Raw genomic sequence first — 26,768 nt, 5'->3', positions numbered from 1 at the left:
AGGTAGGTCGTGACCGGCTCGCCGCGTAACGACTGGCTGCTCGTCGGCGGTGGCCTCAGCATGGCGGCGGCGGTGCTGCATCTCGCCTGCATCGCCGGCGGTCCCGGCTGGTATCGCGCGCTCGGCGCGGGCGACCGGATGGCGCGGATGGTCGAGGCGGGGCGGCTCGGGCCGCTGGTCGTCACCGTCGCGATCGCGGCGGTGCTGGCGGCGTTCGGCGCCTATGCCTGGTCAGGTGCGGGCGTGCTGCCCCGCCTGCCGTTCCTGCGCCCCGTGCTGATCGCGATCACGTCGTTCTATATGGTGCGCGGCTTTGCGCTGTTCGCGCCGTCGATGATGCGCCGCCCCGACCTTTCGCCTGCCTTCCTGCTATGGTCGTCCGCCATCGTGCTCGGCCTCGGGCTGGTACATCTGGCGGGCATCTGGCGCGGCTGGTCCGCCCTTCAAGGAGTGAGTTGATGCCGTGGGACCGCAATCAGATGGCTGCGCGCGCGGCGCAGGAGCTGCGTGACGGCTATTACGTCAATCTCGGCATCGGCATCCCGACGCTGGTCGCGAACAACATCCCTGCGGGTATGACGGTGACGCTGCAATCGGAGAACGGGATGCTGGGCATCGGCCCGTTTCCCTATGAGGACCAGGTCGACCCCGACCTCATCAACGCGGGCAAGCAGACGATCAGCGAGCTGCCGCAGACCGCCTATTTCAGCTCGGCGGAATCGTTCGCGATGATCCGGGGCGGCCATATCGACCTGACCGTGCTCGGCGCGATGGAGGTGAGCGAGGACGGCGACATCGCCAACTGGATGATCCCAGGCAAGATGATAAAAGGCATGGGCGGCGCGATGGATCTGGTCGCCGGCGTCAAGCGGATCATCGTCGTGATGGAGCACAATTCCAAGGCGGGCGAACCGAAGTTCATCCCCGCCTGCACGCTGCCGCTGACGGGGCGAAACGTGGTCGACATGATCGTCACCGATCTGGCGGTGTTCCAGCGGCCCGATCACGGCTCGCCGTTCCGGCTGGTCGAGCTGGCCGACGGGGTGACGGCGGACGAGGTGGCGGCGAAGACGACGGCGCGTTACGAGGCGTGATCCGCCGGATCGGCCTCGCGATCCTGGTGATCGTCGCCGCGCTCGGGATCGTCGCGTGGAACACGGAACCGCCACGGCTGCTCAGCTGGGCGGACGCGGCCGTGGGCGGCGGACGTGGCGCGGAGCTGGTCGGCGATGCGATCCCGTTCGGGACGACGGGACAGACGCTCGACGTCTGGCGGCCGAGCGCGACGAGCGCCACGGCGAGGCTGCCGGTGCTGATCTTCTGGTACGGCGGCGGGTGGGTCCATGGGGATCGCCGCGCCTATGCGTTCGCGGCGCGGGCGTTCGCGCGGGCCGGCTTCGTCGTGGTCGTGCCGGATTACCGCAAGGTGCCGGGCGTCCGCTTTCCGGCGTTCGTTCAGGACGGCGCGCAGGCGGTGCGCTGGACGCGCGACAATGTCGGCCGATACGGCGGCGATCCCGGCCGCATCGGCGTGTCGGGCCATTCGGCGGGTGCGTACGTCGCGGCGATGCTGACGCTCGATCGTCGCTGGCTGCGCGCCGAGGGGGTCGATCCGCGTGTCATCAAGGCGGCGGCGCCGATGTGCGGGCCGTACGACTTCTTCCCGTTCGACAAGCGGCGCTCGATCGATGCGTTCTCGGGCGCGAAGGACGGCCCGATGACGCAACCGATCCATTTCGCACGCGCCGACGCGCCGCCGATGCTGTTGCTGACCGCGGGCAACGACGTGCAGGTCGGTGCGCACAATGCGAACAACCTGACCGCGCGGCTGACCGCGCTCGGCGCGCCGGTCGAGCATCGCGATTATCCGGGACTGAGCCACGAGAATGTCGCGATGGCGCTGTCGGTGCCGTTCCGGGGCAAGGCGCCGGTGCTGGCGAACACCGTCGCCTTTCTGCGTCGCACCCTGCGCTAAGGCGTTGGCCGGCCGGACGATCTAGGTTAACGCGCGCTTCCGATGATCGTCGCGCGCACCCTCTACGAGAAGATCTGGGACGACCACGTCGTCGAACGGCGCGACGATGGGACCTGCCTGATCTATATCGACCGGCATCTGGTCCACGAGGTGACCAGCCCACAGGCGTTCGAGGGGCTGCGCGTCGCCGGGCGGCCGGTGCGGCGACCCGAGCTGACGCTGGCGGTGCCCGACCATAATCTGCCGACCACCGCGCGGGTCGACGCGAAGGGCCGCGAGCTGCCGATCGCGGATGCGGAGAGCGCCAACCAACTGGCGACGCTGCGCGACAACGTCCGGGCGTTCGGCGTCCCCTATATCGACGCGCTCGCGCCCGAGCAGGGGATCGTCCACGTCGTCGGGCCGGAGAGCGGCTTCACGCTGCCGGGCACGACGCTGGTGTGCGGCGACAGCCACACCTCGGCGCACGGCGCACTGGGCGCGCTGGCGTTCGGGATCGGCACCAGCGAGGTCGAGCATGTCCTCGCGACGCAGACGCTGCTGCTCCAGCCGTCCAAGACGATGGAGGTGCGGGTCGACGGCGCGCTCGGTTTCGGCGTGACGGCGAAGGACGTGATCCTCGCCATTGTCGGCCGCCTGGGCGCGGCGGGCGGAACCGGGCACGTCATCGAATATACCGGCGAGGTGATCCGCGCGCTGTCGGTGGAGGGGCGCCTGACGGTCGCGAACATGAGCATCGAGGCGGGTGCGCGGGCGGGGCTGGTCGCGCCGGACGAGACGACCTTCGCCTATCTGAAGGGCCGGCCGCTGGCACCGGCGGGAGAGGCGTGGGACCGCGCCGTCGCGTGGTGGCGAACGCTGCCGAGCGATCCGGATGCGCGGTACGATGCGCGCGTGATGCTGGACGCGACCGACATCGCGCCGGCGCTGACCTGGGGGACCAGCCCGGAGGATGTGGTGCCGATCACCGGCACCGTGCCGTCGCCGGAGAGCTTCGCAGATCCGTCGAAACAGGCCGCCGCGCGCAAGTCGCTCGATTATATGGGGCTGACGCCGGGAACGCGGATGCAGGACGTGGCGGTCCAGCATGTGTTCATCGGCAGTTGCACCAACAGCCGGATCGAGGATTTGCGCGCCGCCGCCGGGGTGGCGAACGGACGGCGGGTGGCCGATGGCGTGCGCGCGCTGGTGGTGCCGGGCTCCGGCCTCGTAAAGCGGCAGGCGGAGGCGGAGGGGCTCGACCGCATCTTCACCAACGCAGGCTTCGAGTGGCGCGAGCCGGGCTGTTCGATGTGCCTGGCGATGAACCCCGACAAGGTGCCGCCGGGCGAACGCTGCGCCTCGACCAGCAACCGCAATTTCGTCGGACGGCAGGGGCCGGGTGCCCGCACCCACCTGTTGTCGCCCGCGATGGCGGCGGCGGCGGCGGTGACGGGGCGGCTGGCGGACGTGAGAGACCTGATGGGAGGGGCGCGATGAAGAAGGTGCTGGTGATGCTGGTCGCGGGCGCGATGCTCAGCGGGGTCGCGGCCTATGTGGCGGCGGCGCGGAGCGTGCCGGAAAAGGCCGCGGCGCCGCAGTGACGCCGGTCGTTCGGGTCCACGGCAGCGCCTATCCTTGGGGGGCGAAGAACGTCGATACCGACGTCATCATCCCCGCGCACTGGTTGAAAACGACGACGCGCGTCGGGCTCGGGCGCGGGGCATTCGAGACGTTGCGGGCGGAGCCGGGCAACCTGTTCGACGATCCGCGCTGGGCCGGCGCGCCGGTGCTGATCGCGGGCGACAATTTCGGCTGCGGGTCGAGCCGTGAGCACGCCGCCTGGGCGCTGGCCGACCTCGGCATCCGCGCGGTGATCGCGCCGTCCTTCTCCGACATCTTTTCCGGCAATGCGGTCAAGAACGGGATCGTCCCCGTGGTGTTGCCGCAGGCGGCGATCGACCGGCTGATCGCGGTCGCGCAGGATCAGCCGGTGACGGTCGATCTGGAGACGATGACGGTCACCACCCCGTTCCAGGACCGCTTCGTCTTCGACCTGGACCCGTTCCGCCGCCGCTGCCTGATGGAAGGGCTGGACGAGATCGGCCTGACGCTGGCAAGGGATACCGCGATTTCGAATTACGAGATCGGGGCCGGTGAAGCGCGCCCCTGGCTCATACCGGAGAGCGGATATGCGGGCGTTGCTGTCGAAGGCGATCGGCGGACCTGACACGCTGGAGATGACCGAACTGCCCGACCCCGTCGCCGGGGCAGGGCAGGTGGTGATCGCGGTCAAGGCTTGCGCGATCAACTACCCCGACGTCCTCATCATCGAGGACAAATACCAGTTCAAGCCGCCGCGCCCCTTCGCGCCGGGCGGCGAGGTCGCCGGCGTGGTCGAGAGCGTCGGCGAGGGCGTGACCGGCTGGCAAGTCGGCGACCGGATCATGGGTACGATCGGCAACGGCGGGCTGGCGGAGAAGATCGCGGTCGACCCGTCGCGATTGTACCGCCTCCCCGCAGAGCGGTCGTTCGCGGAGGGTGCGGCGCTGATCCTCACCTATGGCACGACGATTCATGCGCTGCTCGATCGCGGGCATTTGACAGCGGGGAAGACGCTGCTCGTGCTCGGTGCGGCGGGGGGCGTCGGTCTGGCGGCGGTGGAGCTGGGCAAGGCGTTCGGCGCGCGCGTCGTCGCGGCGGTGTCGTCGGAAGAAAAGGCGGCGGCGTGCCGCGAGGCGGGGGCGGACGAGACGATCGTCTATGCTCGCGCGCCGTTCGACAAGGACCAGTCGAAGGCGCTGGCCGAGCAGTTCAAGGCCGCCGGGGGCAAGACGGGCTATGACGTCATCTACGATCCGGTCGGCGGCGACTATGCCGAGCCGGCGCTGCGATCGATCGGGTGGGAGGGGCGCTATCTGGTGGTGGGTTTTCCCGCCGGCATCCCGAAGCTGCCGCTCAACCTGACGCTCTTGAAGAGCTGCGACGTGTGCGGGGTGTTCTGGGGCGCGTTCGCGGCACGTGATCCGGCCGCCAACAACGCGCACATCGAGCATCTCTTCCGCCTGTGGGCAGATGGCAGGATCGCGCCGCGCGTGACGGAAGTGTTCCCGTTCGTGCGTGGTGGCGACGCCATCGCCAAGATGGCGGCGCGCGGAGCGATCGGGAAGCTGGTGGTCGAGGTCGGCTAGTCGCCGCGATCGCATAGGGCCTCACACCCCTCTCCCGGCGGGAGAGGGGTGTGGACGGTCAACGTGCCGGTGCCGGGGTCGGCGTCGCGGCCGGAGCGGGCGCGGCCGGGGCGGGCGTAGCCGACTGGGCGCGGGTCTCGCGGATCTGGCTGGCGATCTGTGTTTCCAGCCCGTCCATCTGCGCCTTGAACTGCGCGCGTGCTTCGGTCCGGCCGGCCGGCGGAAAGGTCGGGCCGGCGACCCACGTCTCGAAGGTGGTCTGAAGCGTCGCCTTTTGCGTCGCGCAGCCGGCGAGTGCCTGACGCGACGCCGCCTCTGGGGCGACCGTGGCCGGGCTAGCGCCGATCTTGCCGCCGAGGCACTGGCCGAACGCCTGCGCCGCGGTCATGAACTCGGGCGAGGGTGTCATCGGCTGGGCGGGCGCGCTGCCCGTCTGCGGCGCGGGCGGCGGCGCCGCGGGGGTCTGTGCAAAGACGGGACCGGTGACGAGCATTGCGGCGACGATCAGGACTTTCGACATCGTATATTCTCCTCGCGCGACGCCCTGACAGGTTCTGGCGGACACGCAAGGGTCCGGTTGCGCCTTGCGCCTCCCTCTCTTATCTCGCCGTAACGATGCGAGCCGGGAGACAGCAGTGACCACTTTCGACGATCGCAAGGATGCGTTCGAGGCCAAGTTCGCGCGTGACGAAGAGATGGCGTTCCGCGTCACCGCGCGGCGCAACCGCCTGGTCGGCGGCTGGGCGGCGGCGCAGATGAAGCTGACGCCCGAAGAGACGGATGCCTATTGCAAGAGCGTCGTCCAGGCCGACTTCGAGGAAGTCGGGGACGAGGATGTCGTTCGTAAACTGGTCGGCGACCTGATGGCGGCGGGCGTCCAGACCGACGAGAGCATAGTCCGCCGGGCACTGGACGAGCAGCTGATCGAGGCGCGCCGTCAGCTGATGGAAGCGCAGTAACGATGCCGATGGCCGCCGACGAGATCGCCGCCATGATCCGGCAGGCGCTGCCCGATGCGGAGGTGGAGATCACCGACCTGGCGGGCGACGGCGACCATTATTCGGCGCGGGTCAGCAGCGCCGCCTTTGCCGGACTGTCGCGCGTCAGGCAGCACCAGGCCGTCTATGCCGCGCTTGGCGGCCGCATGGGCGGGGTGCTCCACGCGCTCCAGCTCACCACATCCATTCCCCAGAGGTAAGCCATGACCGATCAAATCTCCGGCGACGCCAACGCCCGCATCGATGCGCTGGTGAAGGCCAGCCCCGTGGTCCTGTTCATGAAGGGCAGCCCGCTGTTCCCGCAATGCGGCTTTTCCAGCCGCGCGGTGGCGATCCTCAACCACCTCAACGTCGAGTTCGAAAGCGTCGACGTGTTGCAGGATCAGGGTATCCGGCAGGGCATCAAGGCCTATTCCGATTGGCCGACGATCCCGCAGCTCTATGCCGACGGCGAATTCGTCGGCGGGTCCGACATCATGATGGAGATGTACGAGTCGGGCGAGCTGGCCGATCTGTTGCAGCCCGCAAAGGCCACCGGCTGACGCTTCGCATGTGAACGCGCCCGTCGTCTTCGGGTCCGGGCAGGGTGATCGACACCGGCCTGGGGGCGCTGAGAGGCTGCTGGTCTGCGACCTGACGCAGAGCTATTCGCCGTCCGCGGGTGGCGGCATCAGCACCTATCTGCGCGAGAAGCGCGACTATGTGCTGCGAGAGACGCCGCATCGGTTGGTGCAGATCGTGCCGGGGCCGGAGGATCGCGTCACCGTCGACGGCCGGCACATCTTCGTCGAGGTCGGCGCGGACCCGGTGCGGGGCAGTCCGGACTATCGCTTCATCCTGCGCGTCGGTGCGGTGCGGCGGATATTGGCGGCGTACCGCCCGGATCTGATCGAATCGCTATGCCCCTGGGTGCTGCCATGGGCGGCGATCGACCACCGCCGTCGCTTTCCCGGTACGGCGATGGTGGCGGGGTATCGCACCGATTTCCCGAACGCGCATGTGCTTCGGGTCGGGCGGCGTCTCTTTCCCGAGGGCATCGCGCGGGGCTTTCGCTGGCTGAGCCTCGGTTACGCCAAGATCACGTACCGGGAGTTCGACTGGGTCTACGCGTTGGGTGAGGAAGCGCGCGCAACCCTCGCCGGGATGGGGCTGGCGCGGACCAGCGTGCTGCCGCTGGGGGTGGACACCAGGCGATTTACGCCCGCTCGGCGCGATCCGGTCTATCGAGGCGAGCTGGGGCTGGGTGGCGACGGGCCGCTGCTGATCTATGCGGGCCGGCTGGATCACGAGAAGAGCGCCGACCTGCTCGTCGCGATGTTCCGGCAGCTGCCGCCCGCGCTGGGCGCGGCGATGGTGATGGTGGGCGACGGCAAGCTTCGGGCGCCGCTGATGGCGGCGGCACGAGGGCTGCCGATCGCCTTTCCCGGGTTCGAGCCGGATCGCGATCGGCTGGCGCGCGCGCTTGCGTCGTCGGACATCTATGTGTCGGCGATGGCGAATGAGACGTTCGGCGTGTCTGTGCTGGAGGCGCAGGCATCCGGGCTACCGGTGGTCGGGGTCGCGTCGGGCGCGATGCCCGCGCGGGTGCCGGCAGGACTGGGGCTGTTGGGGCCGGTCGACGATCCGGCGGCGATGGCGGTGAACGTGCAGGCGCTGTGGGCGGGGGACCACCGCGACATGGCGCGCGCGGCGCGGGCGCGGGTCGAGCAGGGTTTTTCCTGGGCGGCGACGTTCGATCGGTTGTTCGGCGAAATCTATCCGGCGGCGCTCGCTCGCGCGGCAGGCCGGGTGCGGGTGGACCGGCGCGAGATCGCTTGAGCGACCGGTCCACCCTGCTGAAGCGCGGCGACGCGCATCGGTGCTGAAGATGGTGCAGTTGGTGTGCCAGCCGGTGTGAGTTGAGGATTTCCGCGGCTCACGATGGTTAACGGTTCGGGTCCGATCTGCCGCATTGTAAGCGTCTCCGACAGCTGTTGACTACAGCCGTAAGCGATGCAATTACATCCGTAGTCGAACAGGAGGCGAGTCGTGGCCGAACGCATCAGCGATGCCGAGCATGTCGTGATGGAGGTGCTGTGGGACGACGCCCCATTGACCGCGCAGGACGTGGCCGAGCGGGTCGATCCCGGCCGGGGCTGGAGCGCCAACACGGTCAAGACGCTGCTGGGACGGTTGCTCGCCAAGGAGGCGATCACGCATCAGGAGGATGGCCGGCGTTACCTGTATCGGCCGCTGGTGCGGCGTGACGATTACGTCGCCGGTGAATCGCGGCGGCTGATGGATCGGCTGTTCGGCGGCAAGCTGACCCCGCTGGTCGCGCATCTCGCCGAGCGCGATGCGCTGACGGCCGAGGACGTCGCCGAAATCGAGGCGCTGCTCCGGGACCTCAAGGCATGAGCGCGGCGTCGCTCGCCGGCTGGTCGATCGACGCGCTGATCGCGTCGGCGCTGCTGATGGCGGCTGTGATGCTGGTGCGTGGGCCGGTGCGGCGCGCGTTCGGGGCACAGATCGCCTATGCATTGTGGGCGCTTCCCGCGTTGCGCCTGCTGCTGCCGCCGCTGCCCGCCGGCTGGTGGCAAACCGAGGCGGTCGCGCCGGTGACGCGCGCGAGTGAGACCATCGTCGTCTATCTGACGCCCGTCGCCCGCGCGGCGGGGCCGTCGCTGGGCACCGTCATGGCGCTCGGCTGGGGCGTGGGCGCGGCGCTGTTTCTGGCCTGGCATCTGGTCCGCCACACGCGCTTCTGCCGCGCCGTGCTCAGCCGGGGCGAGCGGGTCGACGAGTGCGACGGCATCCAGGTCATCGCCAGCGCCGCCGCGCCCGGCCCGCTCGCGTTCGGGGTCTGGCGCCGCTACGTCGCCTTTCCGCGCGATTTCGCCGAGCGGTACGACGCCGACGAGCGCGCGCTGGCATTGGCGCATGAGCTGGGTCATCACGAGCGTCGCGACCTGCTCGCCAACTGGGTGGCGCTGCTGGTGCTGGCGCTGCACTGGTTCAACCCGCTCGCCTGGCGCGCGTTCCGGGCGTTCCGTGCCGATCAGGAGCTGGCGAACGATGCCCGCGTGCTCGCCCGCTGCGACACCGCCGCGCGTCACGCCTATGGCCGCGCCATCGTCAAGGCGGCGCATGGCCGGGCGTTCTCCGCCGCTTGCCACCTTCATACCATCGCCGACCTCAAGGGGAGATTGCGGATGCTCGCCACCTCGCGCCGTTCGCGCCGTCGCCTCGCCACCGGCACCGCCGCCGTCGCGCTGCTCGGTGCCGCCGGGCTGGGGCTGACCGCCTCCAGCAGCGCCGCCGAGCGCATTCGCGCGTCGTTGCAGGCCCCGATCGATGTGACCGCCGGGTTGCAGCAGGAGCCAGCCCCGCCGGGGCCGACGTCGGTCGGTTCAGGCGGTCGCCATGTGTCCACCACGCGCACCGACCGCACGACCCACGTCACGGTCACCGAGAACGGTCGGACCCGCAGTTATGACGGCGCGGCGGCGGAGGCGTGGCTCGCCGCGAACCCGACGCCGGTTCCCCCGGCCGCGCCTGCGCCGCCCGCCTCGCCCGAGGTGCCGGGGGACACGCTCATGCCGCCGGGCGCGCCCGAGGTCTCGTCGCGGACCTGCACGCCCGACGGACCGACGGTGGAGCATAGCGAGCATAACGGTCGCCATCGAATCGTGATCTGCACCAACCGCATCGAGGCGCAGGCGCGTGCAGGGGCGGAGGTCGCCGCCAACGCCGGCAAGATCGAGAGCGACGCACGGGCCAGCGCGCTCGCCGGGTTGCGGGCGGCACGCGCCTCGATCGCCGCGAGCCGCGACATGGGCGACGAAGCCCGACGCGGGGCGCTGGAGGGGATCGACGAGGCGATGGTGGAGGTCCAGACCGAGACCGACCGCGACTAGATGCCGCCGATCCACTTGCCGGCGCACCAGGCCGCGGCGGTGAGGGGGGACGCGGCGGGGCGGCGGTTGCGCTTCGCCGCCCCAACCGCCATCTGCCCCGCATGCCCGAGCAACCCCCCGGCGTTCCCGTCCAGCTCGAACCGCTCGTTACTCGGGTCCTCGCGCCCAACCCGTCGCCGTTCACCTATACCGGCACGCAGACGCACATCGTCGGCACGACAGATCTGGCGGTGATCGACCCCGGTCCCGAAGAGCCCGCGCATATCGAGGCGTTGCTCGCCGCCATCGCCGGGCGGCCGGTCACCGCGATCGTCGTCACCCACCACCATCGCGATCACAGCCCCGCGACCCGCCCGCTCGCCGCCGTGACGGGCGCGCCGATCGTCGGGGCCGCACCGACCTTCGTCAGCGAAGAAGGGCCGCGCGCGGACGCAGCCTTCGACCGCGACTACGCGCCCGATCGCGTGCTGGCGGAGGGTGATGCGGTGAGCGGAGAGGGCTGGACGCTGACGGCGATCGCGACGCCGGGCCATACCTCCAACCACCTTGCCTTTGCGCTGCCGGAGACGGGCGCGCTGTTCTCCGGCGACCACGTCATGGGCTGGTCGACCAGCGTCGTCTCGCCGCCCGACGGCGACATGACGGCGTACATGGCGAGCCTGGAGAAGCTGCTCGGGCGCGAGGACCGGGTCTATTACCCCGGTCACGGCGACCTGATCGACAAGCCGCAGCGGCTGGTGCGCGGGCTGCTGGGGCATCGCCGGCAGCGCGAGGGGCAGATCCTGCGGCTGCTCGACGCGGGCGCGCAGGCGATCCCGGCGATGACGGCGCGCATGTATGTGGGCCTCGACCCGCGCCTGCTGCCCGCTGCCGAGCGATCGGTGCTGGCGCATCTTTACGACCTGCGCGCGCGCGGGCTGGTGGCCGAAAGTGACGAGGGCGTGTGGGCAAGAAGCTGACGGCTCTCGTCGTGCTGGTCTTAGTGCTGGTCGTCGCCGCCGCCTTCTGGCGCGATCACCGGCGCGCGGACCGGGCCGAGATGGACGCCGGGCTCGCTGCCTCGCGCACGCTGTCGGCGGTGTTCGAGCGTACCGGCACCCTCCAGGTCGCGCGGCTGAGCGGCGAGGCGGTGACGCGCGTCAGCGGGTCGAGCGGCTTCGGCGTGTTCACCAACGTGCAGACCACGCGCGCGCCGTACAGCGTCGACTATCTGCTCGACCTCAGCCGCCTGCGCGCCGCCGACTATCGCTGGAACCGCGCGGCCAAGGTGATGGTCGTCACGGTGCCGACGGTCACGGTCGGCAAGCCCAACATCGACTTCGCCCAGGCGCGGTCGGATCAGTCGGGGCTGTATATCTCGCGCAAGTCAGGGTTGGGCCTGCAGCAGCGCGCGGCGGGCAACCTCGCCGCCGCCGCCGGTGCGGCGGCGGCGTCACCGGCCAACCTCGCCAAGGCACAGGCCGCCGCCCGCGATGCGATCGCCGCGCTGGTCGCATCGCCGCTGGCCGCCGCCGGGGTGGGCGAGGTCCGCGTCGTGGTGCGGCTGGCGGGCGAGGAGCGGCCGGCGGGGCTGGACCGCGAGCAGTGGGACATGAGCCGACCGCTGACCGAGGTGCTCCGCAACTAGCCAGACGTTGCGTCGGCGCGGGCGGGGGGCCACATAGTCGGGCATGACCGCGCAGCCCCAAACTCTCGTCGGCCTCGATCTTCGCGAGGAGATCGAGCGCCTCCGCCGCGACCGCAACGCCGTGATCCTGGCGCATTACTACCAGCGTCCCGAGCTGCAGGATCTGGCGGACTTCGTCGGCGACAGTCTCGACCTCAGCCGCAAGGCGCAGGCGACCGACGCCGACGTGATCGCCTTTTGCGGCGTGCGTTTCATGGCGGAAACGGCGAAGATCCTGTCGCCCGACAAGATCGTGGTGCTGCCCGACATGGATGCCGGGTGCTCGCTGGAGGACAGTTGTCCGCCCGAGCAGTTCGCCGCTTTTCGCGCCGCGCATCCCGATCACATCGCGCTGACCTACATCAACTGCTCGACCGAGGTGAAGGCGCTCAGCGACATCATCGTCACCAGCTCGTCGGCGGAAACGATCCTGGCGCAGCTTCCGGCAGACCAGAAGATCATCTTCGGTCCCGACCGCAATCTGGGCGGCTATCTGACGCGCAAGACCGGGCGCGACATGCTGTTGTGGCCGGGCGTGTGCATCGTCCACGAGGCGTTCAGCGAGACCGAACTGCTCAAGCTGCGCGCGAAGCACCCGACCGCGCCGATCGTCGCGCATCCGGAATGCCCGGCGGTGATCCTGGACCATGCGGATTACGTCGGCTCGACGCGGGGCATCCTGGAGTTCGCGCAGTCGTTCAGCGGCGACACGCTGATCGTCGCGACCGAACCGCACATCATCCACCAGATGGAAAAGTCGCTGCCCGGCAAGACCTTCATCGGGGCGCCGGGTGCGGACGGGAACTGCAACTGCAACATCTGTCCGTACATGGCGCTCAACACGATGGAGAAGCTGTACGTGGCACTACGCGACCTGGAGCCGCGGATCGAAATCGAGGACGGCCTGCGGCTGCGCGCGAAGAAGAGTCTGGACGCGATGCTGTCGATGGCGAGCGCGACGGTGGGGCAGGGCGACCTCGGACCGGCGCGGGTAACGGGGGACTAGCTGGCGGCCAGCGCCGCCAGCTTCGCGATCGTGTTCATGTTGCGCGCCGTGCCCAATTTCGCCGCCGGATAACCAGCTTCGAGTCGCGCATGCCCTCTTCGGTGTAGCGGACGTAGATCTCTCTCGTGCCGAGCGACATCTGCTCGCCGTTGACGTGTCGTGCGTCGGCCAGCGCGTCGGCGGGCGGCGGCTGACCTGCTCCCCGGAAATCATGCCATTGGTAAGTTAGCTCGTCAGATGGAGACGAGCGATGCGGCGAAGCCGATTTACCGAGGATCAGATCATTGGCGTGCTGCGCGAGCACGAGGCTGGCGTGAAGACGGCGGACCTGTGCCGCAAGCACGGGATCAGCGATGCGACGTTCTACAATTGGAAGTCGAAGTACGGCGGGCTGACGGTGTCCGACGCGGCGCGGTTGCGGGCGCTCGAGGATGAGAACCGACGCCTGAAGAAGCTGCTGGCGGAGTCGATGCTGGACGTGTCGGCGCTTAAGGATCTGCTGGGAAAAAACTGACCCGGTCTGCAGAGCGCTATGCTGCGGTGGAGAAGCTGATGGCCGATCACGGCTTCTCCGAGCGTCGCGCCTGCAGGCTGATCGGGGTCAATCGGTCGGCATGGCAATATGAGCCGCTTCGCGGGAAGGACGATGCTGTCCGCGAGCGGATGCGTGAGATCGCGAACGAGCGTCGTCGGTTCGGCTACCGGCGGCTGGCGATCCTGCTGCAGCGTGAGGGCAAGGGCATGAACCTGAAGAAGGTGTATCGGCTGTATCGCGAGGAGCGGCTGACGATACGCAAGCGTGGCGGGCGCAAGCGCGCGCTGGGCACGCGGGCGCCGATGGCAATCCCGCAGGAGCCCAACCAGCGCTGGTCGCTCGACTTCGTATCGGATGCATTGGCCTGCGGCCGGCGGTTCCGCTTGCTCAACGTCATCGACGATTACAGCCGGGAATGCCTGGCCTGCATCGTCGATACGTCGCTGTCCGGTCGGCGGGTCGTTCGTGAGCTGAGCGCTATCGCCGAACGTCGCGGGCTGCCGTGCATGGTGGTCAGCGACAATGGCACCGAGCTGACCAGTCACGCCGTTCTTGCCTGGTGCCAGGATACCGGGGTCGACTGGCATTACATCGCGCCGGGCAAGCCGCAGCAGAACGGCTTCGTCGAAAGCTTTAATGGTCGCTTGCGCGACGAGTGCCTGAACGAGCACCTGTTCCCATCGCTGGCCGCGGCAAGACGGATCATCGAGGCATGGCGGACGGACTACAACACCGTGCGTCCGCACAGCAGCCTTGGCGGGTTGGCACCCGCCGAGTTCACCAACTGCCCCCGCCAGGGGCATATGGACACTGAAGCTAAGTTATCAGCGGCCTGAAAACGGGGAGCAGGTCACGGCAGGTCGAGGAGGATCGCGACCACCCGGTTGCCGGGCGCGTCGGGGAAAGGGTTGGCGTCGCGGACCGCCGCCATCTCGGCCGCCCTGCGGACCATTACCCCGACCGGCTTTCCCGCATAGCTCTCCAACCGCGCCTCCAGCAGCGCCTTGACGCTCGGCTCGTCCAACGCGGTTTCGAACAACAGATTGCCGCTGGCGATGTAGGTGCGGACCTGCGCGAAGCCGAGCGCGACGGCCATCGCCGCCAGCTCGGCCATCGGCAGCTTGCCGGTGCCGCCGACGTTCACGGCGCGGAGGAGGGCGACGTAGCTGGGCATGCGGCGGCGTTACCGCGCCGTCGCGGTGCAGGACAGGCTATTGTCAGCGGCATCGCGGCCGTTACCAGCGGCGACATGGACATTCCCGGCTTCGACCTCGACGCATTCGTCACCGCCACGCTGGCGGAGGACATGGGGGAGGCGGGCGACATCACGTCGGCGGCGGTGATCCCCGCCGACGCCCGGTTCGCCGGCGTGATGGACAGCCGCGATGCGATCGTCGTCGCGGGACTGGCGATCGCGGAGGCGTTCTTCCGCCGGCTCGATCCGGCGGTGCGGATCGAGCGGCTGGTCGAGGACGGGGCGAAGGTCGCGGCGGGCACCGACCTGATGCGGCTGGCGGGCGATGCGCGGGCGATGCTGACCGCCGAGCGATCGGCGTTGAACACCGTGCAGCACCTGTCGGGGATCGCGACGATGACGCGCGCCTATGCCGACAAGCTGCTCGGCACCGGCGCAACGCTGCTCGACACGCGCAAGACGTTGCCGGGCCTGCGCGTGCTGGAGAAATACGCGACGCGGATGGGCGGCGCGCAGAACCACCGCATGGGGCTGTGGGACGCGGCGATGATCAAGGACAACCACGTCGCGGTCGCGGGCGGGGTCGCGGAGGCGGTGCGGCGTGCGCGGGCGGCGGGGATCGCGGAGGTGATCGTCGAGGTCGATCGCGTCGACCAGATCGAGCCCGCGCTGGCCGCCGGGGCGACACGGCTGCTGCTCGACAATATGGACCCGCCGACGTTGCGTGGCGCGGTGACGCTGGTCGGCGGGCGCGTGCCGACCGAGGCATCGGGCGGCGTCCGGCTGGAGACGATCCGCGCGATCGGCGAGACGGGAGTCACGTTCGTCAGCGTCGGACGGCTGACGCAATCCGCGCCGGCGGCTGATATCGGACTGGACTTCACCGCGCTCTGACCGGCAGAACGGGATCATGGACGCGACCGCTTCTCCCCGCCCGCCCTCGATCGCCGCGTTCGAGCGGCTGTATCTCGGCTCCACCGCGCTTTATGTCATCGTCACGCTGATCTATTGGTCCGCGACGCGCGAAATGATGGCCGCGTCGTCGCAGGTACAGAGCAATCCGCAGGTCGGGGGCATGATCGGCGGGATCATGATCGGGTCGTTCGCGGTGACGGTGCTGGTGGCGCTGCTGCTATGGTGGCTCGTCGCGCGGGGGCGCAGCGTCGTCGGCAAGTGGCTGGTCGTCGGCACCGAGGCGATCGGCGCGATAGGCGGCCTGCTGGCGCTGCTGCGGCTGGCGCGTGGTACGGCGGGCGACCTCACGCAGGCGCTGCTGGGTCTGCTGGTCACGGCGCTGGCGATCGCGGCGGCGGCGATGCTGTTCCGGGCCGATGCGACCGCTTGGCTGACCGAGGGCGTCGTCGACGAGGAGGTGCAGCCGTGAAGTGGGTCGCCGTCGCGCTGATCGCCATGCCGGGCGTCGCCGAGGCGCAGGCATATCGCTGTTCGGTGCCCGCCGGGGTCGAGCGGCCGCATGCCGACGTCGCGAGCGCGGATCAGCCGCAGCGATTACTGCCGATCGGCGGCTATACGCTCGCGCTGACCTGGGCACCCGAATTCTGTCGACGCGCGCCTCGGAATGCGCGGTTCCAATGCGGGGCGGGCAACCGGTTCGGCTTCACGCTGCACGGCCTGTGGCCGGACGGGGTGGGTCGCGAGTGGCCGCAATATTGCCGGTCGACCGCGCTGCTGCCGCCGCGGGTGATCCGCGCCAATCTGTGCGCCACGCCCTCGGCGCAGCTGCTCCAGCACGAATGGGCGAAGCACGGGACGTGTATGCCGGGGCAGACGCCCGCGACCTACTTCGCGCGGTCCACCGGGCTATATGGCCGGCTGCGCTATCCGGACATGGACGCGCTGTCGCGGGGCCGGGTCACCGCCGGATCGCTGGCGACAGCGCTGGCGGCGGCCAATCCGGGGCTGCCGGCGGCGGCGGTTCGGGTGACGACCACCCGGCAGGGCTGGCTGGACGAGCTATGGCTCTGTCTCGACCAGCGCTTCCGCTACGAACGGTGCCACGCCGATGGCGGCGGTGTCGCGGCGACGAGCACGGTCAAGATCTGGCGCGGTCGGCGCTAACGCGTGTCGATCAATGCGGTGGCCGGGTGGTGCTTGTCGAGGTGACGCTTGACCAGCCGCAGGTTGCGGGTGTTCGAGCGGAAGAAGAAGTCGGGCACCGCGCCGATGAACGGGATCAGCCCGAGCAGCCAGTCGGTGCCGATGTTGCCGAACATCCGCAGCAGCGTGCTCTTCGGCATCCCCAAGTTGCGCGCCTCCCAGGCCAGCCACGCGCCCATCGCCGCCGCGATCGTCTGACCGGCGACGGGCACCACGTCGAGGATCACGTCCAGACCGACGCGCCGGTTGGTGCCGGGGATGGTGAACAGCCCCTCCAGCAGATGCTCCATCGCCTCGATCCGGCGGCGCACGGCGGCTGGATCGCGACCGACCGGCAGGCGGTCTAGCAGCGCGGGATCGAAGGGGAGGGGCTTTGCCATGACGATCAGGTGGGATCGGCGAGCAGCCGGTTCAATGGATGCCACGCCCGGCTGTTGAGCGCCCACGGCCGCAGGCGCGGCGAGACCAGCGACCAGCGCCACGGCCGGGCGAGCGGGATGAAGGCGATGTCGGCGGTCAGCGCGGCGTCGGCGGCGGCGATCCGCTGGGCGCGCTCGGCGAGCGTCGGTGCCTCGCGTGCGGCTTCCAGTTGCGCCCTCGCCTCGTCGCCGCACGGCTGGCAGGCGGTGGCGAGATACCAGCGCGCGCTGTCATAGGGGGCGACCGCGTCTACCAGCCGGAGGTCGGCCGGGGCGGCGGCGGCGACGCGATCGGGGACGATGCCGATCAGCAGTAGCGCGCGGGCGACCTGGCCCCACAGGCGGGTGGCGCCGGGCCCTTGCGGGAGAGCGATCCGGAGGCGGACCGGCTGGCGATAGGCGACGACGCTGGCGCGCGAGGCGGCCAGGCGCTGCTCCATCGTCAGCGCGCGCCAGGCGGGTGCCTGAGGCGGGGCGGCCGAGTCGAGCCGGTCGGGGAGCAGGCGGTCGTCGGGTGTCCAGGTCGCCGCGACCGCGCCGATGACGGCTGTGGCGTCGATCGCCTGCGCGACCGCCGCGCGGTTCGCCGCGTCGGCGAGGAAGCCGTCGCGGCGCACGATCGCCAGCCCGAACAGGCCCGCTGCCGGATCGATGCGGATGGCGGGCGCGGGGACGCCAGCGGCCTGAACCAGCGGCCAGTCCGCGAAGCCGCCGCCCGTGACCAGCGCCGCGCGATCGTCGACGAAACGCGCGACGGCGAGGCTGGCGGGTTCGGCGGTGAGGCGGACCTCGCCGCGTGTTCCGGCGGGCGTGTCGGGATCGGGAAGCGGGCGCAGCAGCGGTGTGGCGGCGTCGCCGACCAGCTGCATCGGGCCGGTGCCGACCGGCCGGACGCGGCGGACGATCGCGAGTTCAGGTTGCGCGAAGAGCTTGAGCAGGTCGGGGCGGGGGCGGTGCAGCCGGACCTCGATGACCTGCGGGGTCATCACGACGATCTCGTCGATCGCGGTGAGGAACGGCTTGAGCGCGCCGGACCGGACCTGTCGGTTCAACCGATCGACGACCTGCGCGGCGGTGACCTCGCTGCCGTCCGACCAGCGCGCGTCGCGCAGGCGGAAGATGTAGCTCATCCCCTCGTCCGTCACGATCCAGCGTTCGGCGAGGCCGGGCTCGATCTGGCCGGCGGCGTCGAAGCGGACCAGTCCCTGCGCCAGGGCGTCGGTCAGCAGACGGGACGATTGGTCGCCGGTGGCGCCGAGTCGTGACGGAGAGCCGATGACGCTGACCGCGATCGGGCCGGAGCCGGTGGTGCCGTCGCAGGCCGCCACGACGAGCGCGAGCAGGATGGTGCGGACGGCGGGACTCGAACCCGCACTCCAGGGGAAGGCGATTTTAAGTCGCCTGCGTCTACCGGTTTCGCCACGTCCGCACACCGGGGGAGGCAAGCGGAAAGGGTCCGACATTGCAAGGGGGCTGGTCCATTCACCCTCTCCCGATGTCACGGAAGAGGCCGGCGCGGAGCCGGCCGGTGAAGGCTCGGGTTACGCCACGTTGAGCTTGGCGCGCATTTCCTTGCCGGGCTTGAAATAGGGCACGCGCTTGGCGTCGACATCGACCACGTCGCCGGTGCGCGGATTGCGGCCGGTGCGGGCATCGCGGGCACGCGTGGAGAAGGCGCCGAAGCCACGTAGCTCGACGCGACCGCCCTTGGCGAGCTGGCCCACCATCGCGTCGAAGAAGGTCGAGACGATCGACTCGATCTCACGTGGCGCGAGGTCGGGATGCGCGGCCTGGATCTTCTGCACCAACTCGGAACGGATCATCATGCCCCCGCACAACTCGATGCCGTACCATAACGGCCATCGCAGTCCCGTCCAGCGTGTGCCGGATACCGGGTCGTCCGTCGCCGGGAACGTCCGCATCGCGAACGCTCCCGGCATCGGTTTACTCGCCCGAGCGCGCCTTCAGCGCCGCGCCCAGGATGTCGCCAAGCGACGCGCCCGAATCGGACGAGCCATACTGCGCCACGGCCTGCTTCTCCTCGGAGATCTGCATCGCCTTGATCGAGAAGGTCGGCTTTTTCGACCGGTCGAAGCCGGTCACCATCGCGTCGAACTTCTGCCCGACCTGGAACCGCTCCGGCCGCTGCTCGTCGCGATCGCGGCCGAGGTCGAGGCGCTTGATGAAGCCCGCCGCGCCATCGTCGCCGACCTGCACCTCGAGGCCCGCGTCGCGGACCTCCAGCACCGTGACCGTGACGACCTGGTTCTTGTTGAGCCGGTCGCCCGCCGCCGCGGTGCCGCCCGTGACCGGGCCGCCGCGCTCGAGCTGCTTCATGCCGAGGCTGATGCGCTCCTTCTCCGGATCGACGTCGAGCACGATCGCCTGAACGCTCTCGCCCTTGCGATGCAGCGCCAGCGCGTCCTCGCCCGACACGCCCCAGGCGATGTCGGACATGTGGACCATGCCGTCGACGTCGTTGTCGAGGCCGATGAACAGACCGAATTCGGTCGCGTTCTTGACCTCGCCCTCGACCTGCGTGCCGACCGGGTGGGCGGCGGCGAAGGCCTCCCACGGGTTGTTCTGCGCCTGCTTGAGACCCAGCGAGATGCGACGCTTCTCCTCGTCGACCTCGAGCACCATCACGTCGACCTCCTGCGAGGTGGAGACGATCTTGCCTGGATGGACGTTCTTCTTGGTCCAGCTCATCTCGGAGACGTGGACCAGACCCTCGATGCCGGCTTCCAGCTCGACGAACGCGCCATATTCGGTGATGTTGGTAACGCGGCCCGACAGCTTCGCGCCGACCGGATACTTCGCCGCGGCGCCGTCCCACGGATCGGACTCGAGCTGCTTCATGCCGAGGCTGATGCGCTGCGTGTCCTTGTTGATGCGGATGATCTGCACCTTGACCGTGTCGCCGATGTTGAGCGCCTCGGACGGATGCTGGACCCGCTTGTAGGACAGGTCGGTGACGTGGAGCAGGCCGTCGATGCCGCCCAGGTCGACGAACGCACCATAGTCGGTGATGTTCTTGACGACGCCGTCGATGATCTGGCCCTCGGCGAGGCTCTGGATCAGGCCGGTACGCTGCTCGGCGCGGGTCTCTTCCAGCACGGCGCGGCGCGACACGACGATGTTGCCGCGCTTGCGGTCCATCTTCAGGATCTGGAACGGCTGCGGGATGTCCATCAGCGGCGTAACGTCGCGGACGGGGCGGATGTCGACCTGTGAGCCGGGCAGGAACGCCACGGCGCCCGACAGATCGACGGTGAAGCCGCCCTTGACGCGGCCGAAGATGGTGCCCTCGACCCGTGCGGTCTTCGCGAACTCGGTCTCCAGCTTGTCCCACGCGGCTTCGCGGCGGGCGCGGTCGCGCGACAGCATCGCTTCGCCGTGCATGTTCTCGACGCGGTCGACATAGACCTCGACCTCGTCGCCGACCTTCAGCTCGGCCTTCTGCCCCGGTGCGGCGAACTCGCGCAACGGCACGCGGCCCTCCGACTTCAGGCCGACGTCGATCACGGCCATGTCGTTCTCGATGCCGGTCACGGTGCCGTGCACCACGCGACCCTCGAAGCTGTCGGCACCGCCGAACATGTCGTCGAGCATGGCCGCGAAATCGTCGCGGGTGGGAAGGGCTTGGGTAGCCATAAGCGTCAGGTATTCCTCAGTCTATTTTCCGGCCGGCCGGTTTTTCCGGCGGTCTTCAAGCCGTGCCGCCGCGACCGCCTCATGCGAGAACACGGCGTCCTGCGAGCTCGATCGTGCGGAGGAAACGCTTGATGCGAAAAGGGCGCGTAAGGACCAGCCTCCGCGCCATCCTCCGCAAGCTCTACCCGCGGGACCGCGTCGCCATAGCCTAAAGCGGCGGCGGGAGCAAGACACGGCAATGGAGTCCGAGGCGACGACCCTGGAACTTGACAATCCTTGCCATGGCGCGATGTTGGCGGAAGAGGAGACCCGCGATGGCCACGATGAACATCTCGCTGCCCGATCAGATGAAGGCGTGGGTCGAGGAGCAGGCGGCCGACGGTCGCTACAGCAACTCCAGCGACTATGTGCGCGACCTGATCCGGCGCGACCGGGTACGGCGCGAGAAGATCGCGGCGATGGACGAGATGATCGCCGAGGGGCTGGCGAGCGGGATCAGCGAGCGTTCGGTCGAAGAGATATGGCAGGACGCGGTACGTCGATCGGAACAGGTCGACCAGGCGGCGTGAGCTATCGCCTCTCGGATCGCGCCGCCATTGAGCTGTTGGAGCTCTTGCAGGAAAGTATCGGTCGGTTCGGCGTCCATCAGGCCGCGCGCTATCGCGCCTCGATGGAGCGGGCGTTCGTGCTGCTCGCCGAGAACCCCCGGATCGCGCGCGGGAGAGATGAGCTCGTCAGCCGTGCCCGCGCCTATCGTCATCAGGCACACATGATCGTGTATCGCGAAGAGGGCGACGGCATCCTTATCATTCGTCTGCCCCATGCCCGATCCGACTGGCTCAACGACCCGGACTGATCCGCCCCTCCACCAGCGCGATCGCCTTTTCGACGCTGGCCTCGATCGACAGGAAGCTGGTGTCGAGCAGCAGGGCGTCGGCGGCCATCACCAACGGCGCGGCGCTGCGGCCGCTGTCGCGGGCGTCGCGGGCACGGATGTCGGTCAGGACCTTGTCGAAGCTGAGCGTCGAACCGTGCGACTGGAGTTCGGTGTGGCGGCGCCGCGCGCGGATCTGGGGCGTCGCCTTGACGAACAGCTTGGCGTCGGCGTCCGGGGCGATGACGGTGCCGATGTCGCGGCCGTCGAGCACCGCGCCGCCGGGTTGATGCGCGAACCGCTTCTGCCGCTGAAGCAGCGCGGCGCGGACGAGCGGGTGCGCGGAGACGACGGAGGCGAGCTGGCCGATCTCGTCGGTCCGCAGCACCGGATCGGCCAGCGTCAGCTCGTCGAAGTCGCAGGCGGCGACCGCGTCGGCCTCGATCGTCGCGTCCAGCTCCAGCCGCCGAACGGTGGCGGCGACGGCGCGATAGAGCAGGCCGGTGTCGAGATGCGGCAGGCGATAATGCCGCGCCAGTGCCTTGGACACGGTGCCCTTGCCCGAGGCGGCGGGGCCGTCGATCGCGATTATCATGCGTTCAGCCACGTCGGCGCGAGACCGAGCCGGGCCATGGTGTCGAGGAAGCCGGGATAGCTGGTCGCGATCGGCGCGGCGTCGTCGATCGCGAGCGGACGGCGGACGTGGAGCCCCGCGACCGCCATGCTCATCGCGATGCGGTGGTCGAGCCGGGTCGCCACACGGCCGCCGCCGGGCAGCGGCTCGCCCCCCGAACCCTGCACCGTCAGGCCGTCGTCGTGCTCGGTGGTGGCGACGCCGGCGGCGGCGAGCGCTGCGGCCATGGCCGCGACGCGGTCGGACTCCTTGACGCGCAGTTCGTGCGCGCCGCGTGCGACCGTCACCCCGTGCGCGAAGGCGGCGGCGACGAAGAGCGCGGGGTATTCGTCGATCATGCTCGGCGCGAGGTCGGGCGGCACCTCGATGCCGGTGAGCGCCGAGTTGCGGACGCGGAGGTCGCCGACCCGTTCGCCGCCGACCTCGCGCTCGTCCTGCACCGCGATGTCGCCGCCCATCATCCGCAGCGCCTCATAGACGCCCGCGCGGGTCGGGTTGAGGAGGACGTTGCGGATCAGCAGGTCGGAGCCGGGCACGATCAGCGCCGCCACCGCCCAGAACGCGGCGGATGATGGGTCGCCGGGGACGATCACGTCCTGTGGGCGCAGTTCGGCCTCGCCACGGATCGAGATGACGGTGCCGTCGGGGCCGGGCTCCACGGTCAGCTCGGCACCGAAGCCGCGCAGCATCCGTTCGCTGTGATCGCGGGTCGGCACCCGCTCGATCACGCGGGTGATGCCCGGCGTGTTGAGCCCGGCGAGCAGCACCGCCGACTTGACCTGCGCGCTGGCGACGGGGAGCCGGTACTCGATCGGCACCGCCGGGCAGAGACCGCGCACCATCAGCGGCAGCGTGTCGCCGGGGCTGGCAGCGATGTTGGCCCCCATCCGCCGCAGCGGCTCGGCGACGCGCGCCATCGGCCGGCGCGACAGGCTGGCGTCGCCGACGAAGGTGGCGGTGATCGCGTGCGAGGCGACCAGCCCCATCAACAGCCGCGTCGACGTGCCGGAATTGCCCATCTCCAGCGCTCGCTCCGGCTGGAGCAGCCCGCCGACCCCGACGCCGTGGATGCGCCAGACACCGGCGTCGTCGCGCGCGATGTCGGCACCCATCGCCCGCATCGCGGCGGCGGTGGCGAGGACGTCCTCGCCCTCCAGCAGTCCCTCGATCCGGCTTTCCCCGACCGCCAGCGACGCGAACATCACCGCGCGGTGGCTGATCGACTTGTCGCCGGGCACCGTCACCTCGCCGAGGAGCGGACCCGACGCGGCGAGCTGAAAGGGGCGGGGCGGGGCGGGCGACATGAAGGGCCGGGCTTTTGACAGCGGGGTTGTGCCATGGCAAGGCGCGCGCCACATCGGACGGGTCAATCCCTGACATCCGATCCCCACACCCTACCGAAAGGCCGAACGGCATGATAAAGCCGGAATGGGGCACGAAGCGCACGTGCCCGAAATGCGCGACACGCTTCTACGACCTCAGCAAGGATGATCCGGTCGCCTGCATCAACTGCAACTACAGCTGGATGCCCGAGCCGATCCTGAAGTCGAAGCAGCCGCTGGCGTTCGAGGTCGCCAAGACCGAGGACAAGACTCCCGACGCCGATCTGGAAGGTGGCGAGGAAGAGGACATCGCCGCGATCACCGGCGAGAACGAGGAGCCGTCGGCCGACGACGAGGTCGATCTGGGAGGTGACGACGACCTGGGCGTCGAGACCGTCAAGGAAGACGACGAGCATTGATCGGACAGGGCAGGCGGCGCGGCGGCAAAGAGTTCGCCCGCCGCTTGCCAGCCGCGCGGACCCTCGCTAGGGACGCGCCTTCCCGACGGATGGGGCCGTAGCTCAGCTGGGAGAGCGCTGCAATGGCATTGCAGAGGTCAGGGGTTCGATCCCCCTCGGCTCCACCATTCGTCCGTCCCGCAGCGTGCGGCACGATCCGCCGGTGCGTGGTCCTGCTCTGCTCATAGCATCTCCAACGGACGGCGACCGCGTGGGCGCGGGAATGCATCGTCCAGCGCGGCGAGATCGGCTGCGGATAGCGTGAGGTCGGCGGCGGCGCGGTTTTCCCGCACATGGTCGACCGTCCCCGCCTTCGGGATCGCGATCACGTCGCCGTTGCGGATCGTCCACGCCAGCGCGACCTGCGCCGGTGTCGCGCCGACCGATGTCGCGATGTGGTTGAGCGTCGGATCGGCGATCAGTCGTCCCTGCTCGACCGGGCTGTAGGCCATCGCCGGCATCGCGTGATTCGCGAGCCAGGGAAGCAGATCATGCTCCGGGCCGCGCCGCGTCAGGTTGTAAAGGATCTGATCGGTGGCGCATCCTTCGCCGCCGGCCGCGACCAGCTCGACCATGTCCGCGGTGTCGAGGTTGCTGACGCCCCATGCGCCGATCCTCCCCGCTGCGTGGAGCGCCGCCATCGCGTCGACCGTCTCGCCGAGCGGGATGTCACCGCGCCAGTGGAGCAAATAGAGGTCGATCCGATCCGTGCCGAGCCGCGTCAGGCTACGCTCGCACGCGCGGGGCAGGCGGTCGCGTGAGGCGTTGTGAGGATAGGCCTTGCTGACCAGGAACACGCGGTCGCGGATGCCGGCGATCGCCTCGCCGACCAGTTCCTCGGCCGCGCCGTCGCCATACATCTCGGCGGTGTCGATCAGCGTCATGCCGAGCGCCACGCCTTCGCGCAACGCGGCGATCTCGGCGGCGCGGCGGGCGGGGGTCTCGGCCATCTGCCAGGTGCCTTGGCCAAGGCAGGGGACCGGGGTGCCATCGGGAAGCTGGGTGACTTTCATCCGGGAGGAACGTCCGGCGGAGGGATCGGGGGTCATTCGCCGGCGGCGAAGGTGATAACCGGTGAAACGCTCACCCTCACTCGCGGGTGCGCGCGATGCGGTAGGGGCCGGCTCTGATCGGCAGCGCGGCGCCCTTCCAGCTCAGGCGCACCTCGCCCTCGGCGACCAGCGCGTCGACCGCGGCGTGGACGGCCGGCATCGCCTCACGCCAGCCTGCCGCGCCGGCGACAAGCGCCTTCGCCACTTCGCTGGGGCAAATCGTCGCGTCGGGCGCGCGTCTGGCCAACAGGGCGAGCGTGGTGTCGCGGGCATCGGTCACGGTGAGCTCCCTCGATCGCGACCGTATAGCGGCTCGCTCGTTGCCCGTTGCATGAAACCGGCGCATCCTGTGCCGCGACAGGGAGCGGATATGCAGGATTATTCGTCATATGACGCGCTCGGGCTGGCGGCGCTGGTGCGGGCGGGCGACGTCGGCGCGGTGGAGCTGGTCGATGCGGCGGCGGCGCGGATCGAGCGGCTGGACCCGGCGGTGAACGCGGTCGTCTTCGCCGATGTCGATCGGGCACGCGCGACGGCGGCGGGGCCGTTGCCGGACGGGCCGTTCACGGGCGTGCCGTTCCTGGTCAAGGACTTCGGGATCGGCGTCGAAGGCTGGCCGCGCACCAGCGGCAGTGTATTCTGCAAGGCCGTGGTCGATCGCGAGGATACGGGGCTGGCGCGACGTTACCGCGAGGCGGGCGTGGTGATGCTCGGTCGCGGCGCGTCGTCCGAATACGGCATCGTCGGCAATGTCGAGACGACGGCGCACGGCGCGGTGCGGAACCCGTGGAACCCCGCGCATATCGCGGGCGGCTCGTCGGGCGGGTCGGCGGCGGCGGTGGCGGCGGGCATCGTGCCGATGGCGCATGCGTCCGATGGGCTCGGCTCGATCCGCATCCCGGCCGCGTGCTGCGGGCTGGTGGGGATGAAGCCGACGCGCGATCGTGTGCCTAACCTGCCCGACGGGTTCGACTATGCGATGGGCTTCTGCGTCGACCATGTCGTGACGCGCAGCGTGCGCGACAGTGCGGCGATGCTGGACGCGACGGGGGTGCCGGAGGCGGGGTCGCCCTATGCGGTGCCCGCCAAGGCCGGGGCGTATCTGGCCGAGGTCGAGCGCGGCGCGGGGCGGCTCCGCATCGCCTGGTCCAGCGAGACGCCGTCGGGCAAGCCGATCGACCCGGACGTGCGCGCGGCCTTGGAACGGACCGCCGCGACGCTGGCGGCGTTGGGGCATGAGGTGCGCGAGGACGGGCTGGGCGTCGATCAGCGTGCGCTGGCGCGGGCGCGGGCGCCGGTGTCGGCGGCCAACTTCGCGGCGGGGATGCGCCGGGTGATCGACGAGGTCGGGCGCGAGCCGCGCGAGGACGAGCTGGAGCCGCTGACCTGGACGGCGTTGCAGGCGTCGCGGGCGGTGACGGGCGAGCAGGCGTTCTGGGGCTATCAGGAGCTGCGGAAGCTGACGCGCGCCGTGGTGCGGCGCTTCGACGAGATCGACGTGTTCCTGTGCCCGGTGATGAGCGCGCCGCCGCCCCCGATCGGCTTCACCGACCCCGCCACCGTGCCGCCGGGCGAGATCGGCAAGCGCCAGGTCGCGCTGTTCCCGTTTGCGGCGGTGTTCAACTTCACCGGCCAGCCTTCGGTCTCGTTGCCGCTCGGCACCTCTACGGACGGGCTGCCGATCGGGATGATGTTCACCGCGCGCTATGCCGACGAGGCGACGCTGTATCGGCTGGCGGGGCAGCTGGAGAAGGAGATGCCCTGGGTCGATCGGCGGCCGGCGGTCTGGATGTAGC

The 26,768-nt window shown here is 69.8% G+C and carries 33 protein-coding genes and 2 tRNA genes; 24 read left to right on the top strand and 11 right to left on the bottom strand.

Annotation, left to right across the window (positions count from 1 at the left end):
• The first annotated feature begins 9 nt into the window (after nt 1–9).
• The 6 genes from ACOFKS_RS08465 (at nt 10) to ACOFKS_RS08440 (ending at nt 5,145) form a co-directional block, all read left to right on the top strand.
• Complete coding sequence (locus tag ACOFKS_RS08465; RefSeq protein WP_419808806.1) at nt 10–459, top strand: hypothetical protein; 450 nt, start codon at nt 10–12, stop codon at nt 457–459.
• Entirely contained in the window at nt 459–1,094 is a 636-nt protein-coding gene (locus ACOFKS_RS08460) for a CoA transferase subunit B (protein ID WP_419808805.1), read from the top strand. The genes ACOFKS_RS08465 and ACOFKS_RS08460 overlap by 1 nt, the downstream gene beginning before the upstream one ends.
• Nucleotides 1,091–1,975, top strand: coding sequence for an alpha/beta hydrolase (locus ACOFKS_RS08455; RefSeq protein ID WP_419808804.1), 885 nt, complete (start codon nt 1,091–1,093; stop codon nt 1,973–1,975). Before ACOFKS_RS08460 ends, ACOFKS_RS08455 begins: the two co-directional genes overlap by 4 nt.
• Before the next feature lie 42 nt (nt 1,976–2,017).
• Nucleotides 2,018–3,454, top strand: coding sequence for a 3-isopropylmalate dehydratase large subunit (leuC, locus tag ACOFKS_RS08450; RefSeq protein WP_419808803.1), 1,437 nt, complete (start codon nt 2,018–2,020; stop codon nt 3,452–3,454).
• Nucleotides 3,455–3,554: 100 nt separating this feature from the next.
• Nucleotides 3,555–4,184 (top strand): 3-isopropylmalate dehydratase small subunit, encoded by a 630-nt coding sequence (gene leuD / locus ACOFKS_RS08445; RefSeq protein ID WP_419808802.1) that lies wholly within the window; start codon nt 3,555–3,557, stop codon nt 4,182–4,184.
• Nucleotides 4,147–5,145 (top strand): NADPH:quinone oxidoreductase family protein, encoded by a 999-nt coding sequence (locus tag ACOFKS_RS08440; protein WP_419808801.1) that lies wholly within the window; start codon nt 4,147–4,149, stop codon nt 5,143–5,145. The genes leuD and ACOFKS_RS08440 overlap by 38 nt, the downstream gene beginning before the upstream one ends.
• A gap of 58 nt (nt 5,146–5,203) precedes the next feature.
• Here the strand turns inward: ACOFKS_RS08440 and ACOFKS_RS08435 are convergent, their stop codons facing one another.
• Entirely contained in the window at nt 5,204–5,665 is a 462-nt protein-coding gene (locus tag ACOFKS_RS08435) for a hypothetical protein (RefSeq protein WP_419808800.1), read from the bottom strand.
• A 115-nt stretch (nt 5,666–5,780) separates the two neighbouring features.
• Between ACOFKS_RS08435 and ACOFKS_RS08430 the strand changes: the two genes are divergently transcribed.
• The 10 genes from ACOFKS_RS08430 (at nt 5,781) to ACOFKS_RS08385 (ending at nt 14,082) form a co-directional block, all read left to right on the top strand.
• A complete protein-coding gene (locus ACOFKS_RS08430; protein WP_419808799.1) occupies nt 5,781–6,104 on the top strand; it encodes a DUF1476 domain-containing protein in 324 nt (107 codons plus the stop codon).
• 2 nt (nt 6,105–6,106) lie between these two features.
• Nucleotides 6,107–6,343 (top strand): BolA family protein, encoded by a 237-nt coding sequence (locus tag ACOFKS_RS08425; protein ID WP_419808798.1) that lies wholly within the window; start codon nt 6,107–6,109, stop codon nt 6,341–6,343.
• Between the two features lie 3 nt (nt 6,344–6,346).
• Entirely contained in the window at nt 6,347–6,685 is a 339-nt protein-coding gene (gene grxD / locus ACOFKS_RS08420) for a Grx4 family monothiol glutaredoxin (RefSeq protein ID WP_419808797.1), read from the top strand.
• A gap of 10 nt (nt 6,686–6,695) precedes the next feature.
• Entirely contained in the window at nt 6,696–7,961 is a 1,266-nt protein-coding gene (locus ACOFKS_RS08415; RefSeq protein ID WP_419808796.1) for a glycosyltransferase, read from the top strand.
• A 210-nt stretch (nt 7,962–8,171) separates the two neighbouring features.
• Nucleotides 8,172–8,540 (top strand): BlaI/MecI/CopY family transcriptional regulator, encoded by a 369-nt coding sequence (locus ACOFKS_RS08410; RefSeq protein WP_419808795.1) that lies wholly within the window; start codon nt 8,172–8,174, stop codon nt 8,538–8,540.
• Nucleotides 8,537–10,039 (top strand): M56 family metallopeptidase, encoded by a 1,503-nt coding sequence (locus tag ACOFKS_RS08405; RefSeq protein WP_419808794.1) that lies wholly within the window; start codon nt 8,537–8,539, stop codon nt 10,037–10,039. The genes ACOFKS_RS08410 and ACOFKS_RS08405 overlap by 4 nt, the downstream gene beginning before the upstream one ends.
• A 101-nt stretch (nt 10,040–10,140) precedes the next feature.
• Nucleotides 10,141–10,998 (top strand): MBL fold metallo-hydrolase, encoded by an 858-nt coding sequence (locus tag ACOFKS_RS08400; RefSeq protein WP_419808793.1) that lies wholly within the window; start codon nt 10,141–10,143, stop codon nt 10,996–10,998.
• Nucleotides 10,983–11,666 (top strand): hypothetical protein, encoded by a 684-nt coding sequence (locus ACOFKS_RS08395; RefSeq protein ID WP_419808792.1) that lies wholly within the window; start codon nt 10,983–10,985, stop codon nt 11,664–11,666. The genes ACOFKS_RS08400 and ACOFKS_RS08395 overlap by 16 nt, the downstream gene beginning before the upstream one ends.
• A 43-nt stretch (nt 11,667–11,709) precedes the next feature.
• Nucleotides 11,710–12,711, top strand: coding sequence for a quinolinate synthase NadA (gene nadA / locus ACOFKS_RS08390; protein WP_419808791.1), 1,002 nt, complete (start codon nt 11,710–11,712; stop codon nt 12,709–12,711).
• A 250-nt stretch (nt 12,712–12,961) separates the two neighbouring features.
• A protein-coding gene (locus ACOFKS_RS08385; protein ID WP_419807427.1) for an IS3 family transposase occupies nt 12,962–14,082 on the top strand; the annotation gives its coding sequence in 2 pieces (ribosomal slippage) (nt 12,962–13,211 and nt 13,211–14,082; 1,122 coding nt in all).
• A gap of 14 nt (nt 14,083–14,096) precedes the next feature.
• Here the strand turns inward: ACOFKS_RS08385 and ACOFKS_RS08380 are convergent.
• A complete protein-coding gene (locus tag ACOFKS_RS08380) occupies nt 14,097–14,420 on the bottom strand; it encodes a DUF1697 domain-containing protein (RefSeq protein ID WP_419808790.1) in 324 nt (107 codons plus the stop codon).
• A gap of 75 nt (nt 14,421–14,495) precedes the next feature.
• Here ACOFKS_RS08380 and nadC point away from each other — a divergent pair, with 75 nt between their 5' ends.
• Genes nadC through ACOFKS_RS08365 form a run of 3 tightly spaced genes read left to right on the top strand, consistent with a single transcriptional unit; the run spans nt 14,496 to nt 16,520 of the window.
• Complete coding sequence (gene nadC, locus ACOFKS_RS08375) at nt 14,496–15,335, top strand: carboxylating nicotinate-nucleotide diphosphorylase (RefSeq protein WP_419808789.1); 840 nt, start codon at nt 14,496–14,498, stop codon at nt 15,333–15,335.
• Between the two features lie 16 nt (nt 15,336–15,351).
• A complete protein-coding gene (locus ACOFKS_RS08370) occupies nt 15,352–15,825 on the top strand; it encodes a hypothetical protein (RefSeq protein ID WP_419808788.1) in 474 nt (157 codons plus the stop codon).
• Between the two features lie 26 nt (nt 15,826–15,851).
• Nucleotides 15,852–16,520, top strand: coding sequence for a ribonuclease T2 (locus tag ACOFKS_RS08365; protein ID WP_419809274.1), 669 nt, complete (start codon nt 15,852–15,854; stop codon nt 16,518–16,520).
• Here the strand turns inward: ACOFKS_RS08365 and ACOFKS_RS08360 are convergent.
• The 5 genes from ACOFKS_RS08360 to rpsA form a co-directional block, all read right to left on the bottom strand.
• Entirely contained in the window at nt 16,517–16,939 is a 423-nt protein-coding gene (locus ACOFKS_RS08360) for a DUF4112 domain-containing protein (protein ID WP_419808787.1), read from the bottom strand. The two genes, ACOFKS_RS08365 and ACOFKS_RS08360, sit on opposite strands and share 4 nt — an antisense overlap.
• Before the next feature lie 5 nt (nt 16,940–16,944).
• Nucleotides 16,945–18,306 (bottom strand): ABC transporter substrate-binding protein, encoded by a 1,362-nt coding sequence (locus ACOFKS_RS08355; protein ID WP_419808786.1) that lies wholly within the window; start codon nt 18,304–18,306, stop codon nt 16,945–16,947.
• 17 nt (nt 18,307–18,323) lie between these two features.
• Nucleotides 18,324–18,407: transfer RNA gene (locus ACOFKS_RS08350), tRNA-Leu, on the bottom strand.
• A gap of 112 nt (nt 18,408–18,519) precedes the next feature.
• Nucleotides 18,520–18,801 carry an integration host factor subunit beta gene (locus ACOFKS_RS08345; protein WP_419809273.1) on the bottom strand — a complete coding sequence of 94 codons (282 nt, stop codon included), beginning with the start codon at nt 18,799–18,801 and terminating at the stop codon, nt 18,520–18,522.
• A 121-nt stretch (nt 18,802–18,922) separates the two neighbouring features.
• Nucleotides 18,923–20,632: a 30S ribosomal protein S1 gene (gene rpsA, locus ACOFKS_RS08340; RefSeq protein WP_419808785.1), complete on the bottom strand. Its 1,710-nt coding sequence runs from the start codon at nt 20,630–20,632 to the stop codon at nt 18,923–18,925.
• Between the two features lie 314 nt (nt 20,633–20,946).
• Here rpsA and ACOFKS_RS08335 point away from each other — a divergent pair, with 314 nt between their 5' ends.
• Entirely contained in the window at nt 20,947–21,201 is a 255-nt protein-coding gene (locus ACOFKS_RS08335; protein ID WP_419808784.1) for a type II toxin-antitoxin system ParD family antitoxin, read from the top strand.
• A complete protein-coding gene (locus ACOFKS_RS08330) occupies nt 21,198–21,488 on the top strand; it encodes a type II toxin-antitoxin system RelE/ParE family toxin (RefSeq protein ID WP_419808783.1) in 291 nt (96 codons plus the stop codon). Before ACOFKS_RS08335 ends, ACOFKS_RS08330 begins: the two co-directional genes overlap by 4 nt.
• On the opposite strand, the gene cmk is transcribed toward ACOFKS_RS08330, so the two are convergent.
• Together cmk and aroA are read right to left on the bottom strand one after the other, a co-directional pair.
• Nucleotides 21,472–22,101 (bottom strand): (d)CMP kinase, encoded by a 630-nt coding sequence (gene cmk, locus ACOFKS_RS08325; protein ID WP_419808782.1) that lies wholly within the window; start codon nt 22,099–22,101, stop codon nt 21,472–21,474. The two genes, ACOFKS_RS08330 and cmk, sit on opposite strands and share 17 nt — an antisense overlap.
• A complete protein-coding gene (gene aroA, locus ACOFKS_RS08320; protein WP_419808781.1) occupies nt 22,098–23,444 on the bottom strand; it encodes a 3-phosphoshikimate 1-carboxyvinyltransferase in 1,347 nt (448 codons plus the stop codon). Before aroA ends, cmk begins: the two co-directional genes overlap by 4 nt.
• Before the next feature lie 110 nt (nt 23,445–23,554).
• On the opposite strand from aroA, the gene ACOFKS_RS08315 reads away from it, so the two are divergent.
• Together ACOFKS_RS08315 and ACOFKS_RS08310 are read left to right on the top strand one after the other, a co-directional pair.
• On the top strand, nt 23,555–23,881 hold the full coding sequence (locus ACOFKS_RS08315; RefSeq protein ID WP_419808780.1) for a TIGR02300 family protein: 327 nt from the start codon (nt 23,555–23,557) through the stop codon (nt 23,879–23,881).
• A gap of 91 nt (nt 23,882–23,972) precedes the next feature.
• A tRNA-Ala gene (locus ACOFKS_RS08310) sits at nt 23,973–24,048 on the top strand.
• 54 nt (nt 24,049–24,102) lie between these two features.
• Here the strand turns inward: ACOFKS_RS08310 and ACOFKS_RS08305 are convergent.
• Together ACOFKS_RS08305 and ACOFKS_RS08300 are read right to left on the bottom strand one after the other, a co-directional pair.
• Nucleotides 24,103–24,933 (bottom strand): aldo/keto reductase, encoded by an 831-nt coding sequence (locus tag ACOFKS_RS08305; RefSeq protein ID WP_419808779.1) that lies wholly within the window; start codon nt 24,931–24,933, stop codon nt 24,103–24,105.
• A gap of 76 nt (nt 24,934–25,009) precedes the next feature.
• Nucleotides 25,010–25,252, bottom strand: coding sequence for a DUF3253 domain-containing protein (locus ACOFKS_RS08300; protein WP_419808778.1), 243 nt, complete (start codon nt 25,250–25,252; stop codon nt 25,010–25,012).
• 90 nt (nt 25,253–25,342) lie between these two features.
• Between ACOFKS_RS08300 and ACOFKS_RS08295 the strand changes: the two genes are divergently transcribed.
• A complete protein-coding gene (locus ACOFKS_RS08295; RefSeq protein WP_419808777.1) occupies nt 25,343–26,767 on the top strand; it encodes an amidase in 1,425 nt (474 codons plus the stop codon).
• Nucleotide 26,768: the final 1 nt, after the last annotated feature.

Origin of the sequence: Sphingomonas sp. (assembly GCF_965200135.1) — a bacterium.
Classification (GTDB): domain Bacteria; phylum Pseudomonadota; class Alphaproteobacteria; order Sphingomonadales; family Sphingomonadaceae; genus Sphingomonas.
This window is presented reverse-complemented; position numbering and strand designations above follow the sequence as displayed.